Genomic DNA, 13,961 nt, shown 5'->3' with positions numbered 1-13,961 from the left:
ACTTTTTCACGAAAAGCCCTTGGAACGAGGAAAGGCTGCTTGGGAAGCTTCAAGAGTGGATCCTTTCCCAGGTCGAACGACTGGCCAAACGGAAGAATCAACCCCTTTTTGTTTCGATTGATGATACGATTTGCCAAAAAACGAAGCCTTCGTCACGGGCTGCGCACGCCATTCAAGGGTGCGACTGGCACTACTCGCATAAAGATCATCAATCGGTCTGGGGGCATTCGCTCGTTTGGCTGATGGTGCACACCTTCACGCAGGCGTTCCCATTTGCGTTCCGCCTGTATGACAAGAAAGCGGGAAAAAGCAAGATCGNCTGATGGTGCACACCTTCACGCAGGCGTTCCCATTTGCGTTCCGCCTGTATGACAAGAAAGCGGGAAAAAGCAAGATCGACCTGGCGATCGAGATGCTTTCCTCGCTCAAGGTGAAGCGGGCTCAGCCGGTGTATGTGCTCATGGATTCGTGGTATCCGTCCAAAAAGCTCATTGAAGCCTGCTTGAAACAGGGATTCCATGTCATCGCGATGCTCAAGACGAACCGGATTCTCTACCCGAAAGGCATCGCCATCCAAGCCAAGCAGTTCGCCCGCTATATCGAGTCCAAAGACACCCGCCTCGTCACGGTGGGGCAGGAGCGTTATCGCGTGTATCGCTATGAGGGGGCCATCCATGGCCTCGATGACGCGGTGGTGCTGCTGGCTTGGAAGGCGGATCAGCCGATGGCGCCGGAACANGCCCGCTATATCGAGTCCAAAGACACCCGCCTCGTCACGGTGGGGCAGGAGCGTTATCGCGTGTATCGCTATGAGGGGGCCATCCATGGCCTCGATGACGCGGTGGTGCTGCTGGCTTGGAAGGCGGATCAGCCGATGGCGCCGGAACATCTTCATTGCATCTTGAGCACCGACCGGGAACTCGGGGACGAAGACATCTTGCGTTACTATGCTCAGCGTTGGACGATCGAGTGCTTTTTCCGGCAGGCGAAAGATCAACTGAAGCTGGATGGATACCGGGTCCGTCACGTTCGGGCGGTAAAACGGTATTGGGTGACCGTTTTATTGGCTTGCGTGTACAGCATCGCCGAATCCCGACAAAACCTCTCCACCGGGCTGGAGCTTCTTCGGTCGCGGAAAGGCCATAGCGTCATAGAGTTCATTTATGACGCTGCAAAGCAAGAGATTCCTATTGATGTGATCAAAAAACAGCTCCGTATCGCGTAAGGGGTACCCTGTTTGTCTCTCTAACCATGGAAATTATTGTAATGAAAAATGCTCATCTACAGTAAATAAATTATTCATTCCAAATTGGGTAAAGCGGGCAGTTTGGCTCAGAAGATCACTCGGAAATCCAACGATTTTTTTCTTTTCGTTCCCCTTGAATATTAAAATATAGTAATTAAACAAAATATTTGATAAACTGAAATGGCAGGCGAAGTTTCCTCCTTGGTCATGGTTTGGTCATCTTTACCATATAGGAAATTTCGCTTTTTTTGTATTCTCTTACATCAAAAAATATTTGTTGTCAAGTACACTTTGTAGTAATTAACTATAAGAATTTTTGGGGGGATGTATTTTATGGCGAATGGTTGCGAATTAATAACAACCAAAGATGAATATACTGAATATACTTTGTATAATGATGCATGGTTGGGTCAAAAGGAAAAATTTGAGAGAAAATTAGAATATTTAGCTACCCTAGCTAAAGAGGAGAATTGGGATTTTGTTGATGAAGAATATAAAGTACCAGGGAAAAAATATCCTATTTTAGAGAACTATTTAATTTTTACATATGATAGGTTAAAACAAGAAAATAAAATAGCTATATCTAAAGATGGAGAATATATGTGTTTTAATACAGGATTACAAACACAATATGATGAAGATATATATGCATTCTTTATGCGTAACAATAAACCTAATGTAAAACAGAAATGGTTTTTTGTTAAATTTTGTAAGGAAAGTGACGCCGATCTTGCAAAATTCTCCCCACTACCAGAAATTGCGAATTATTTTGAAAATCCTGCTGATTTGCTTCTTGACCGTCGATTATTGCCAATACGAATTAATTATGAACATATAATTAAGGATAATAGAGATAGATTTAAACAATGTGTTTCTTATAATGAACATGAATTAAGACAGGCCTTAGAAAGTGCTGTCAAACAAGCAGAAAAAAAGGCTATTAGAAATTATAAAACTGCTATTCCTCAGTTTTATACCAACAAACAAACAGGTGAATCCAAAATTCAATTATTATTGCCTTTATGCATTAAAGACAAAATTAATGTGGACTTAGCTTTAGTTGTTGAAAAGCAAGAAAATGCTTATATAGCTAAAACAGTACTTCCATTGGACTGGGCTTATATGAACTCGAGAAGAATCGCTCGTCCAGATACTGATTGGATTAATTTCTTATTCAAAGAACAAAAAGAACAATAAAAAAGCAATTGACCTCAGAAAAAAAATATGTTAACATTGTAACCAAATTATGAATAAATTACATATATAACGGTTATATTTTTAATTAGAACATAACCATTATTTAAGAACATTCATTATTTATTTTTACTATGATCTATTTTTGATAACTAAAGGATTAACAGTTCAGGAAAAACAACATATAGTCATTACCATTGAGAACAAAAAAAGTAGAAGATGGGCAACCTATAAAGTTAAGGTTGGCCCATCTTCTTTTTGTAAGCAACTTAAATCCTAAACAGTATATGTTAGAATTTCGGTAACGCTTCGACTGCATCGACCAAATCGCTATAACTGTCTTTGAGGTATCGAGACGTAGTGGCGATATTACTGTGACCAGCAAGCCTCCGTACTTTTTCGATATCGTTGTTCGTCGCCTTTAACATCCACTTACAAAACGTATGGCGGAACATATGTGGCGTAAGCTTTTTGTTCGGCAGGCTGTAGCTTTCGATCATTCGCTGAATGCCCCGGACCGAAAACTTTGGCGAGCGCTGGCTGTAAAAGACGTATGGCGATGCGGCGACATGCGGTTTCTTTTTCGCCATTTCCGCACGAAACTTAAGCCAATCCTCGAGTTCTGCCAGCAAGATATTCGAAATCGGCACGGTCCGGACCTTCATCCCTTTTCCCACGATCCGAATTCGTTTCATCTCTAAATCCAAGTCTGTTAATTTTAAATTTGATAACTCTTCCACCCGCAATCCTGCATAGGTAAGCAAGTACACTACCGCGCGATCTCGGCGATACTTTTCCTCTGGATCGACCCCTCTGCTGTGGACCGGTTTTTTCCGCATCCGATGCAATAAGTCCTCAAATTCTTCTTCTGTGAGCCACATAATTTTTTCGTTCTCTTCATCGGCTGATTTTAAATCCTGGATGTCTTTCATTGGGTTCTGTTCGATCTTATGATGTTCGACCGCCCACGCATAAAAGCTTCGCAGCGAATTGAGCCGGCGATTGATCGTGGAGATGGCCAATGGTTTTCCTTCGGCCGGGCTCAACATTTGCTGGATCCATTTGCGGATATCAGCCGACGTGACGTAATCGCCCGGACGGATATGTAAATCATTGAAAAAGATATTTAAGTCATTGGTGTAGGAGATGATGGTGTTTGGGGAAGCTCCTTTTTCCTGAAGATAGGTAACATACTCATTTAACATCTTTTTCACCCTTTTACTTATACGACGAGTTTAAATCGATTCAAAGAGCAAATAATCGCTTTTAAAAATAACATTATATGACGAGTATACCATAAAAAAGAATAGATTGTTAGTCATATAATGTATATTATGCGATAAGTTTAAGCCGGAAAATAGTTATATGGATATCGTCTCAATGTGCTCAACACTCTTTCCTCGGTCACCGGCGACCCGTAGTCTTTTGGGCCGGGAAGGGCGGTGTGATAGGCTGGACCGAGCCGGAAGGCGAGGGCTTCGGCGCTTGGGCTTGCAGTGGCTGAGCCTTTCCGGCTGCCAGCCGACCATCACACCGCCCCGGGGACCCGGACCAAAAGGAAACGGAAGCGCCGGTGCAGCTACACCTATCTGTCGCTTTTTGTCGAAAATTAACCAATATTTAATGTCAGACAAAAAATAAAACAATAAACATCATTATTGATCGCGGCGGTGCTTTGAGCAACTCCTTGATTCTGCTTCGCACTTCCGCGGGCAGCGGAAGGTTCTGGATCGCAAGCAGCTTCTCCGAGCGGCTGAGCGCCGGTCTTCCCCAGGCTCCGGCCGGATGGCCAAGGGCCAGAAGGCGGCCAGCCGGGAAGACCGGCGCGGAAATGGAATCTTCGTGCGAACCACGAAACTTTTGTTTGTTGGAAGAAAAGATGAAATAAACGTTTATTTATTGTTTTAATTATTTTAATGTATACTCTATTATTTTTATCATCACTTATTCGTTTAATGATTTGTTGCTTCAAGAAGCAGTGCAATGCATTGGCTTCTTCGGCCACGCTCCGCACGGCTATGGATGGTCATGCTTGCAAGCGGCATCCGCGGACAGGCCGGCGCGGATTTCGTTTATCTGATATAATCAGTAGTAAATATACGCTTCTGAAAGGCTTCGCTGACTGGGGTGATCCATTTGAGCGACAATCTTACCAAAGAGCAACGTTCCAAGACCATGAAAGCCATAAAGTCGCGCTCGCAGTTGGAAGATACGGTCTCAAAAGCCCTCTGGAGGGAAGGATATCGATTTAGAAAGAACGACAAGACCCTCCTTGGGAAACCTGATATCTCCATCAAAAAGTATAAAGTCGCCATCTTCATTGATTCATGTTTCTGGCATGGATGTCCACTGCACGGGAATATGCCTGAAAGCAATAGGGAATATTGGGAAAAAAAGCTCTTGAGAAACAAAAATAGGGATCAAGAAGTCAACGAATATTATAGAAAAATGGGCTGGAATTGCTTGAGAGTGTGGGAGCATGATTTGAAACAGGATTTTGATCAAACAATAAAGCAAATAAAGAATTTCATTGATCAAGCCATGGATGGATGAGCGCTTGGATGCAACAAGCGTTTTTTTATTTGTAGAAAATTATAACCTTATAAGGTTTATGTATTATACAAAGATAAAAACTATGATGTTAATTGGAGGAGGGGGAGGAATTTTTTGCTTCATAATTCCAGGAGGAACAAAAATTTATTGCAAAAAATATTAAGCAAAATTATAAGCAAAAAAGTGATGGACAACTTCAACAGATTTTTATCCCAGCATCGGATTGCAAACCGGGAAATCAGCCGATATATTGGCGCTCCCGACAACGCCTTCAATAAAATCATCAACGAAATGTCGGTCCCGTCTGTGGCCACCATAATCCGTTATGTGCACGCAGCGGAGCAGATTATCGGGGAAAATAAGATTTCCATTTATTCCAAAATTCTAATCGACAATGAAATTGAGAAAGCCGTCAGCATCCTCAACCAAATTTCAGATGCCGACATCACTGAGCTGATCAAGGAAAACAAGGAGTTTTTCAAGTCGCTGGACTTTTATTTTTCCACCACCCAGTCCAAAAAAGTCGATCCATTTACAATCGAAGAGAGAGACATCTACGCAGAAATAAAGGAGATGCTCGACCATGAATAAGAAAAGCACCAGAAAGGTATGGTTTATTACACGCCCGGAAAGAGACCCCCGATTCCATCAAGAGGCATTGCTGGCTTTGCAGAAGGCGACGGATGATTTCAGGCTGAAATGGGCGGGAAATAGAGAAGTCCATAAACGGTATGAAGAAGAGCTCGCAAATATGGGGATCAAAAGAAACAACGTCAGCCATGACGGTTCCGGAGGACGCACATGGATNACCAGAAAGGTATGGTTTATTACACGCCCGGAAAGAGACCCCCGATTCCATCAAGAGGCATTGCTGGCTTTGCAGAAGGCGACGGATGATTTCAGGCTGAAATGGGCGGGAAATAGAGAAGTCCATAAACGGTATGAAGAAGAGCTCGCAAATATGGGGATCAAAAGAAACAACGTCAGCCATGACGGTTCCGGAGGACGCACATGGATGGCCATGCTCAAAACCTTCTCCTATTGCTATGTAGATGATGACGGATATATTCACCTTACAAAAGTCGGAGAAAAGCTCATCCAGGGAGAAAAGGTGTACGAAAACACAAGAAAACAAGTCTTGACGCTCCAATATCCAAACGCTTATTTTCTCGAGCCGGGATTCCGCCCAAAATTCGACGAAGGGTTTCGGATCCGCCCTGTCCTGTTTCTGATCAAGTTGGCGAATGACGAAAGATTGGACTTTTATGTAACAAAAGAGGAGATCACTTATTTTGCCATGACAGCCCAAAAGGACTCGCAGCTGGATGAAATCGTGCATAAAATATTGGCGTTCCGAAAAGCCGGCCCTCGCGAGAGAGAAGAAATGAAACAAGACATTGCCGCCAAGTTCGACCATAGGGAAAGATCAGACAAAGGAGCGAGGGACTTTTACGAAGCCCACTCCGACGTGGCCCACACTTTTATGCTCATCAGCGATTACACAGGATTGGTCGAATACATTCGCGGCAAGGCTTTGAAAGGCGATTCTTCCAGGATCAATGAAATTAAGCAGGAAATCGCTGAAATCGAAAAACGCTACCCATTCAACACACGGTACATGATATCGCTCGAGCGCATGGCGGAAAACAGCGGCTTGGATGTCGACAGCTACAAGGCCAGCAGATACGGCAATATAAAACCAGCTGCAAACTCCAGCAAGCTTCGGGCGAAAGCAGAGAGGATCCTTGCGCAATTTCCATCCATAGAATCGATGTCGAAAGAGGAAATCGCTGGGGCCCTCCAAAAATATTTATCGCCGAGAGACATTGAAAAGGTCATTCATGAGATAGTGGAAAGCAAGGACGATTTTGAAGGGATCAACTCCGATTTTGTAGAGGCCTACTTGAATGAAAAAGACAACTTGGTGTTTGAAGACAAGACCGGCCAAATATTCAGCGCGCTGGGGTTTGACGTTGCAATGCGCCCCAAAGCCAAGAACGGGGAAAGAACAGAAATCGAAATCATCGCCGGGTATGGAGGAAGCAAATTCGGCATCATTGACGCCAAAAACTATGCAGGAAAGTTCCCACTGTCCTCTTCCTTGGCTTCACATATGGCGTCTGAATACATCCCCAATTACACGGGATATGAAGGCAAAGAGCTAACGTTTTTCGGCTATGTGACCGCAAACGACTTCAGCGGGGAGCGCAACCTGGAAAAGATATCGGACAAAGCTAAGCGAATCACCGGAAATCCCATCAGCGGATTTTTAGTCACAGCCAGANCAGGAAAGTTCCCACTGTCCTCTTCCTTGGCTTCACATATGGCGTCTGAATACATCCCCAATTACACGGGATATGAAGGCAAAGAGCTAACGTTTTTCGGCTATGTGACCGCAAACGACTTCAGCGGGGAGCGCAACCTGGAAAAGATATCGGACAAAGCTAAGCGAATCACCGGAAATCCCATCAGCGGATTTTTAGTCACAGCCAGAACCTTGCTCGGCTTCCTTGATTATTGCATTGAGAACGATGTGCCATTGGAAGACCGCGCCGAACTGTTTGTCAAGGCTGTCAAAAACAAAGGATACAAGTCGCTCGAAGCTCTGCTTCGAGAATTAAAAGAGACAAGCTAGGGCGAGGGATTTTTCCCTCCGCCCTTCTACACAAGCTCTGGAATGGCCAATTGCTCCGTTCCAAACAATTCTTCAACATCCCATTTAGGTTCAACGCATTCATACGGAATGCCAGCGAACGTCTTCAAAATGGCTTCAAAGATGATCTTTGCTCCTTTCGGAGGAACTGCCATGCCGATTTGCTGCCTGACATTTTCCTTTGTCCCCTCAAACACAAAATCATCCGGGAATGTCTGGAGCCTCGCCCTTTCCCTGTTTGTGAGAGCCCGCGGCTCCTCCCAGTGATATACGTGCGTTCCACCGCCGCCGCTCCCTGTAACGGTGTAGGAGGGCTGATCAGGATGCAGCCTTCTGTAGATTTGGCTCAGCCTTGCTTTTTTTACATTTAAGCGCAACTCCTCAGGTATCCCTTCATACCATGCGTTTTCACCCGGCGGTATATGTTTGAGCATTTCTACTGTTTTTGCGTTATGGCGCGTAAACTCGTGGTTGGGTGCGTCGTCTGGGATCGGCGGATTGGTGATCGCCTCCTTCGCCGTCACATACTTGTCGGGAGTAGTCGGCGCAGGAACTTTAAACCTCAAATCCAGGTCTTTTCTGATGCCGACTATGATAATGCGGTGCCTCATCTGAGGAACGCCGTATTCCTCAAATTTATATAGATGCGGCACGATGTCATACCCTCTCCCGGCCTCGGACAATTCTTTCAGAATCTGCATGAATGCACGGCCCTCGTTGGCGCTTTGCAGGCCGCCCACGTTTTCGGCCACAAAAAACTTTGGTTGGTGAATATTAAGGACCTTGACCCCATATGTGTATAAAGGTCCATACTCTCCATCCATTCCTTTGTGTTCTCCTACAACACTGTAGTCATTGCATGGAAAACCGAACGATAATGCGTCTATTCTGGGAAGCTGCTCAATGTCAAGCTCCCTTACATCGCATGCAATGACGGATGGATCGTCTGGATCGCCGCAGATATTCCGTCGATACGTCCTGCATGCCGATTCGTTGTAGTCATTGGCCCAAACATGCTCAATGCGGAACTCTTCGCCATCAGCAGCAACCACCCTCGCCATTTTGGCTCCTAAAGCAAGGCCTCCAGGACCGCTGAAGAGTTCTCCTTTGCGAAAAATCATTGTATTACCTCCGTGGCGAAAGAATTATCAACGTGTCAGTACATTATAGAGGATTTTTGAAAAAAACAACAGCAATTCAATTAAAGCCTTCACTCGGCTCCCTTCTTGAGCTCATTCAGATATTTTTCAACAGCTTCCTCAATCAACAGATAGATATTCTTCTCCTGCAAAATCGACTGCATCTTCAACTCTTTGTGCAGGTCCGTCCGAATATCGAAGGAAACGCGCTTTCTCTCCACTTTCTTATCTTCCTTTCTTGGTTGGTTGTTATATTCGTTTAAAGATGTATTGTTTTCCTCCCCTACAGGATCGGTCAGCACTTGCGTAGGCGTGATGACTTTTTNTCCTCAATCAACAGATAGATATTCTTCTCCTGCAAAATCGACTGCATCTTCAACTCTTTGTGCAGGTCCGTCCGAATATCGAAGGAAACGCGCTTTCTCTCCACTTTCTTATCTTCCTTTCTTGGTTGGTTGTTATATTCGTTTAAAGATGTATTGTTTTCCTCCCCTACAGGATCGGTCAGCACTTGCGTAGGCGTGATGACTTTTTGCTGGCGCTTCATGTTTTTGATGTCATCTACTTTGGACACGTTCCATCATCTCCTTGTAGAAGTTTTCATACTGCTCCAGCGCCTGGTTCAACTCATTGTTTTCCTCAAAGCCGTATAGCGACAGGCGTCCGATCGGCGCCTTGCGGGTGATGATCGTTTTGAAAACCTCGTTCGTATAATCTTCCTCGATCATTTCATTGAACGCCTTCGCGTCGCTGCGGCGGACGTCGTTCATGGTTCTAAGAATGCCCAGCAGCCTTGTATTGTGCCGCCCATGAACCCTCGCTCCCTCGACGGATTCCATAAAATTCGGGACCGCCGAGTAGCACCAATTGGAGCACTCGAACATCATGATGACATACTGGCTTGCGCACAAGGCGTTGGTCGTCTGCTCGCTCAGCGAAGGCGGCGTGTCGATGACAATGAAATCGTAATGATGCCGGATCTTGTCCAACGTATCGTCCAGTATCAAGGTCGGCTTTCCCTTGTATCTTATATATTTTCCAAGGTACGTCTCCCCTGTGTAAATCCAGCGGGGGAACGTGGCCAGAAAGTTGTTGGCCGGAAGCAGATCCAACCTGTCGTTGACCTTGACTATGTACGGCTCCGGATCTCTCTCCTGCATCGCTTCGAGAACGGATTTCTCCGTGAATTCGTTGGATGGCTTCCGCGAAAGAAGCTCTGTCAAATTCCCCTGCGAGTCCATGTCGACGGCCAAAACCCTGTATCCGTCCCTGCTCAGCAAATAGGCGAGGACTCCGGTTGTCGTGGACTTCCCGCATCCGCCTTTCTGGATGCCCATGGTGATGGTGATGGCCACTTATATCACCTTCCTTTCTTCCAAGGTTTGTTTCTTCTTTTGTTTATATGATTTATTCTACGTTATTTTCTAGATTCCTTCAATGATTGCAAAAAATAAGAGCGTTAGAAACGCTTCCACTTCAATTCCGATATGAGTTGCCGCACCGCCTCCGACTCCGATGCATTTTTTGTCCGACAGTATTTTTGGAGGAGTTCATACAGCTCGTCGTCCAAGCGCACGGTAATGCGATGTGACTTGGACTTTTCTTCTTTCGGGCGTCCACGTTGGAGCTTTTTGCGTTCGACGCGCAGATCGTCATGGACGACAACATCGAGGTATCCGAACCGCTCATAAATGTTTTTATGTTTCTCTACGAATTCTTCCCACATTCGGGGAATTTCTTCAAGAAGCCGGAGGTACTCTTCCTGTAGCCTCTTTGTTTCCTCTGGGGACCGAGGGCGCCGCTTGCCGAATTCCTGAAGGACGAGAACCTGGAAATCGTGCCGCTCATAGCATCTTCCTTCCATCATCGCCATCACCTCTATTTTTTGTCTGACGCTATTTATGTTTATTATACCTCCAGACTTTCATTAATTCAACATTTTTCGTCCGACATAAAATTAAGATGCCAGTGCCAATTTTGCCTTTCAAAGCACAAATTAATCGAATCGGCGTTTTTCAAAACAAAAAACGCTGTTTTCGAGCTGAAAGATAAGGTTTTGCCATTTTGATTTTTTTGCCAAATAGCGGTATATTGTACTTAAAAATGTGATATTTTCGACAAATTTCGCCCCGAGCGTTAAGGGGAAGAGGGGGATGGAAAAAGTTGGACTGGAAAGAGGTAAAGCGGTTCGCCTATGCCGGCCAGGCGTTTATCCCTGTCAACGTGGAAAACAGAGGGGATTCGGTCAAACTTTTTCTCAGGAGCGGGGAAACTAAGCTGCTTGACGTGCAATCGAGTCTGTTTTTGAAGCGGCTTCTGACCTTCTTTGGCACAAGCATTTCGATCAACCGCCATCGGTATGGGGAGTTGGTGGGGAAAAAGCAGCTCGTTCCCATCGTATTGTCGTATGGCTTTACCATCATTCCGTTTAACGTTCGCGAGCCGGTCGGCCGACAAAGCCGTGTAGGGTGGTTTGTGTCAAGAGAGATTGAGCAGTTCCGGCAAAGATCTCCCCAGTGCACCACGATCCATCTTCTTTCCGGACATCAGATTCCTGTGTTTCATTCCCGCAAGTTCTGCATTGACCAACTCAAAAATGCAAAATGGATTGAGATGTGCTACGGGGAGATTCATGAACCGCATCGCAGGCAATGGATAAACGGCAGCGCAGTTTGTGAAACGGTGGTTATGTAGTGAAATGAATGATTTATCGCAATAAACCGGAAGGATCGGCGGCATTGGAGGCCGCTTTTTTCTTTTTTCGCTTTGAAATCGTCTTTGTCTATGGGTGTTCTCGGTTGATATGATGTTGGCAAATCGAAAGGAGGTAGGAAAATGGCCGCTTCAGAAATGGTGTCGGGCCGCACTCTTGTTTTGGACTTCTACGCCGGAAAGGACAGCGACGGAAAGGACATCATCCGCTCGCAAACCTTCAGAGTGAAGAGCGACGCAAGTGTCCAATCGCTTTACGATGCCGCCGCCGCCATCGCCAGCTTGTCGAGCGGCAGCTTGCGGTACGTGCGCACGACGTTGACCAGCCATATTATCAATGCATGATGAGAGGGGGAATGAACAATGAAGACGTTGGAACTGACGTTTAACGCTCAAGCGGGGCCGGCGCGGATTTTGATCCGCTATCCCAAGGAGCCGGTTGATCCGGTGCAAGTGAAAACGGTGATGAACCAGCTCGTAGCGGCAAATGTTTTTATGACCGGCAACGGGGAGCTGGTGAGCCCGAAGAGCGCCCGCATCATTGACCGCGAAACGCAAGACATCCAGCTGCCATAACGCATCTGTCATGAACGGAAGGTTTCTCGCCTTCCGTTTTTGAGCATTGAAAGGGGGAAAAGCAATGGATTTGTTTTCGATGATCAGTGAAGTTTCCTTCCCGATCCTTGTTTCTATCTATCTTCTGTATCGGATGGAGACGAAGCTGGATCAGTTGACCAAATCCATTCAAGATCTAACTATCGCATTGAGCCGAGGTCCGCAGAATTGATGATGGGAGGGAATTCGAAGTGGAATTGGTGGAGCTGCTTTTCCGGGCGGAGAAAAGGCTGTCCGGGCTGCATCCGTTGGTGGCGGATAAAGCTAGAGCGTTGATTCGAAAGGCTTATGAGGAAGGCATTTATATCATCATTACGCAAGGGTTTCGAACCGTCGAGGAGCAGAACCGCCTGTATGCGCTGGGGCGGACAAAACCTGGACGGATTGTTACGAACGCCCGTGGAGGATACAGTTATCATAATTTTGGATTGGCGTTTGACGTTTGTGTCTGCAATGTTTTCAAAGGTACGCTGATCCCCAGCTGGAGCCTCGACCGTCGGTGGTTTCGCGTCGGTCAGATCGGAAAGTCGCTTGGCCTTGAATGGGGCGGGGATTGGAAGAGCTTTAAAGATTATCCCCATTTTCAATATACATTTGGCCTTTCGCTTGCACAGCTGCGGGCGGGAAAAAGGCCGCCGGCCGCTGTCGTGGCTAAAAAATAGACTGTCTCGCCCCTTCCGGAAGTGGAGGGGATTTTTTTAAATCTGACAAAAGCACGTTATGTCAGATTTTTGTCTGACGTTAAATACGTTGAAGGAAGCAACACGAAGCCGCTTTGCCGCTCTCCCACTTTTTGTCCAAAAATCTTACTCATCTCCCTCATGGACAAGGGGGTGTCATATTTTGCATACCGTCCAGCCCATCAAAGATAGGGAAAAAATCGAAGCGATGAAAAAGATTTTGCGTGCTTCGTCGTTGAGAGACGAGCTTCTTTTTACGATCGGGATCAATACGGGGCTGCGGATCAGCGATATTTTGGCTCTGAGAGTTGGGGATGTGAGGAATCAAAAAGGCGTTGTCGAACGCATTGAGATCGTGGAAAAGAAGACAAAAAAGACTCGGGTTGTCGCACTGAACAGAAAAACTCGCCGCCTGATCGAGCTGTATTTAGCGCAGGAGCGGCCGCACGCCCGCGGCGACGAGCCGCTGTTTCGGAGCCAAAAAGGAGGCCGGGCGATCAGCCGTCAGCATGCCCACTACATCCTGAACCGGGCCGCCAAAGCAGTTGGGATTGTGGATCGCATCGGCACCCACTCCCTGCGCAAAACGTTCGGCTATTTCGCATACAAACAAGGAACGGACTTGGCCATGATCCAAAAAATCCTCAATCACTCCAGCCAGGCCGAAACGCTTCGCTACATCGGCATTACGCAGGAGCAAATCGATGAAGTCACTGCAGGGCTTGATCTGTGAACGAAGCCCGCGCCGGTCTTCCCGGCTGGCCGCCTTCTGGCCCTTGGCCATCCGGCTAGAGCCTGGAGAAGCCCGGCGCTCAGCCGCTCGAAGAAGCCGCTTGCGATCTAGCTCCTTCCGTTGTCCGCGGTCGTGCGAAGCAAGATCAAGAGGCCGATCAAAGTGGCGCTGTGGAAGAAAAAATCAAAACTTGCCGTAAAACGTCGTTAAACGGCTTATTTTGGCGTTTTGAAGCTTGGGGGGTAGAAAACCATTAACCCATCAAAAAAAGCGTCTCATATGGGCCGTACAAGGCCTAGGAGACCTTGTTTGTTTTTCCTCTTCAGCACAGCAAGATATATTAAACCCTTGTGTATATTGAGCGGCAGCCCCCTTTTTGCTGCTTTTATATACTTTTAGTATTTATATCTTTTAAATCTTTATATATTTTAGGAGG

General features: G+C 46.2%; 16 protein-coding genes and 2 pseudogenes. 12 read left to right on the top strand and 6 right to left on the bottom strand.

Going from position 1 to position 13,961, the window contains the following annotated elements:
* Window positions 1-400: 400 nt before the first annotated feature.
* Window positions 401-1,225, top strand: a pseudogene (locus tag T260_RS1000000138385) (transposase); the annotation flags it as partial.
* Between the two features lie 354 nt (window positions 1,226-1,579).
* Complete coding sequence (locus tag T260_RS122400) at window positions 1,580-2,443, top strand: DUF3825 domain-containing protein (protein WP_023634603.1); 864 nt, start codon at window positions 1,580-1,582, stop codon at window positions 2,441-2,443.
* A gap of 287 nt (window positions 2,444-2,730) precedes the next feature.
* Here T260_RS122400 and T260_RS122405 read toward each other — a convergent pair whose 3' ends face one another.
* Together T260_RS122405 and T260_RS1000000140400 are read right to left on the bottom strand one after the other, a co-directional pair.
* Window positions 2,731-3,645 carry a tyrosine-type recombinase/integrase gene (locus T260_RS122405; protein WP_031213313.1) on the bottom strand — a complete coding sequence of 305 codons (915 nt, stop codon included), beginning with the start codon at window positions 3,643-3,645 and terminating at the stop codon, window positions 2,731-2,733.
* Window positions 3,646-4,049: 404 nt separating this feature from the next.
* Window positions 4,050-4,445, bottom strand: a complete 396-nt coding sequence (locus tag T260_RS1000000140400; protein WP_236620471.1) for a hypothetical protein — start codon at window positions 4,443-4,445, stop codon at window positions 4,050-4,052.
* 122 nt (window positions 4,446-4,567) lie between these two features.
* Between T260_RS1000000140400 and T260_RS122410 the strand changes: the two genes are divergently transcribed.
* The 4 genes and pseudogenes from T260_RS122410 to T260_RS0121215 all read left to right on the top strand — a co-directional run bounded on the left by T260_RS122410 (window position 4,568) and on the right by T260_RS0121215 (window position 7,628).
* Entirely contained in the window at window positions 4,568-4,993 is a 426-nt protein-coding gene (locus T260_RS122410) for a very short patch repair endonuclease (protein ID WP_023634600.1), read from the top strand.
* Between the two features lie 147 nt (window positions 4,994-5,140).
* Window positions 5,141-5,584, top strand: a complete 444-nt coding sequence (locus T260_RS122415; protein WP_231559912.1) for a hypothetical protein — start codon at window positions 5,141-5,143, stop codon at window positions 5,582-5,584.
* Window positions 5,577-5,798: pseudogene (locus tag T260_RS1000000141115) on the top strand (restriction endonuclease); the annotation flags it as partial. The gene T260_RS122415 and the pseudogene T260_RS1000000141115, both read left to right, overlap by 8 nt.
* A 156-nt stretch (window positions 5,799-5,954) precedes the next feature.
* Window positions 5,955-7,628 carry an AlwI family type II restriction endonuclease gene (locus tag T260_RS0121215; RefSeq protein WP_442345778.1) on the top strand — a complete coding sequence of 558 codons (1,674 nt, stop codon included), beginning with the start codon at window positions 5,955-5,957 and terminating at the stop codon, window positions 7,626-7,628.
* A 26-nt stretch (window positions 7,629-7,654) separates the two neighbouring features.
* Here the strand turns inward: T260_RS0121215 and T260_RS122420 are convergent, their stop codons facing one another.
* From T260_RS122420 to T260_RS1000000138380, 4 genes are all read right to left on the bottom strand, one after another.
* Window positions 7,655-8,767: a DNA cytosine methyltransferase gene (locus tag T260_RS122420; protein WP_023634597.1), complete on the bottom strand. Its 1,113-nt coding sequence runs from the start codon at window positions 8,765-8,767 to the stop codon at window positions 7,655-7,657.
* Between the two features lie 89 nt (window positions 8,768-8,856).
* Window positions 8,857-9,102, bottom strand: coding sequence for a hypothetical protein (locus T260_RS1000000140910; RefSeq protein WP_050582950.1), 246 nt, complete (start codon window positions 9,100-9,102; stop codon window positions 8,857-8,859).
* Window positions 9,103-9,342: 240 nt separating this feature from the next.
* Window positions 9,343-10,140, bottom strand: a complete 798-nt coding sequence (locus T260_RS122435; protein WP_023634594.1) for a ParA family protein — start codon at window positions 10,138-10,140, stop codon at window positions 9,343-9,345.
* 104 nt (window positions 10,141-10,244) lie between these two features.
* Window positions 10,245-10,652, bottom strand: a complete 408-nt coding sequence (locus T260_RS1000000138380) for a ribbon-helix-helix protein, CopG family (RefSeq protein WP_031213304.1) — start codon at window positions 10,650-10,652, stop codon at window positions 10,245-10,247.
* 296 nt (window positions 10,653-10,948) lie between these two features.
* On the opposite strand from T260_RS1000000138380, the gene T260_RS122440 reads away from it, so the two are divergent.
* The 6 genes from T260_RS122440 to T260_RS122460 all read left to right on the top strand — a co-directional run bounded on the left by T260_RS122440 (window position 10,949) and on the right by T260_RS122460 (window position 13,525).
* Window positions 10,949-11,479 carry a competence protein ComK gene (locus tag T260_RS122440; protein WP_020961688.1) on the top strand — a complete coding sequence of 177 codons (531 nt, stop codon included), beginning with the start codon at window positions 10,949-10,951 and terminating at the stop codon, window positions 11,477-11,479.
* Window positions 11,480-11,620: 141 nt separating this feature from the next.
* Window positions 11,621-11,842 carry a DUF1659 domain-containing protein gene (locus T260_RS122445; RefSeq protein ID WP_020961687.1) on the top strand — a complete coding sequence of 74 codons (222 nt, stop codon included), beginning with the start codon at window positions 11,621-11,623 and terminating at the stop codon, window positions 11,840-11,842.
* Window positions 11,843-11,860: 18 nt separating this feature from the next.
* Window positions 11,861-12,073 (top strand): DUF2922 domain-containing protein, encoded by a 213-nt coding sequence (locus T260_RS122450; protein WP_020961686.1) that lies wholly within the window; start codon window positions 11,861-11,863, stop codon window positions 12,071-12,073.
* A 64-nt stretch (window positions 12,074-12,137) separates the two neighbouring features.
* A complete protein-coding gene (locus T260_RS1000000139225) occupies window positions 12,138-12,284 on the top strand; it encodes a YvrJ family protein (RefSeq protein ID WP_011229514.1) in 147 nt (48 codons plus the stop codon).
* Window positions 12,285-12,303: 19 nt separating this feature from the next.
* The gene (locus T260_RS122455) at window positions 12,304-12,774 is read left to right on the top strand and encodes a M15 family metallopeptidase (RefSeq protein ID WP_011229515.1); all 471 of its coding nucleotides are present in this window, start codon (window positions 12,304-12,306) and stop codon (window positions 12,772-12,774) included.
* 181 nt (window positions 12,775-12,955) lie between these two features.
* Window positions 12,956-13,525 carry a site-specific integrase gene (locus T260_RS122460; protein ID WP_011229516.1) on the top strand — a complete coding sequence of 190 codons (570 nt, stop codon included), beginning with the start codon at window positions 12,956-12,958 and terminating at the stop codon, window positions 13,523-13,525.
* Window positions 13,526-13,961 lie beyond the last annotated feature (436 nt).

It is taken from the genome of Geobacillus thermopakistaniensis (genome assembly GCF_000498995.1).
GTDB lineage: Bacteria > Bacillota > Bacilli > Bacillales > Anoxybacillaceae > Geobacillus > Geobacillus thermoleovorans.
This window is presented reverse-complemented; position numbering and strand designations above follow the sequence as displayed.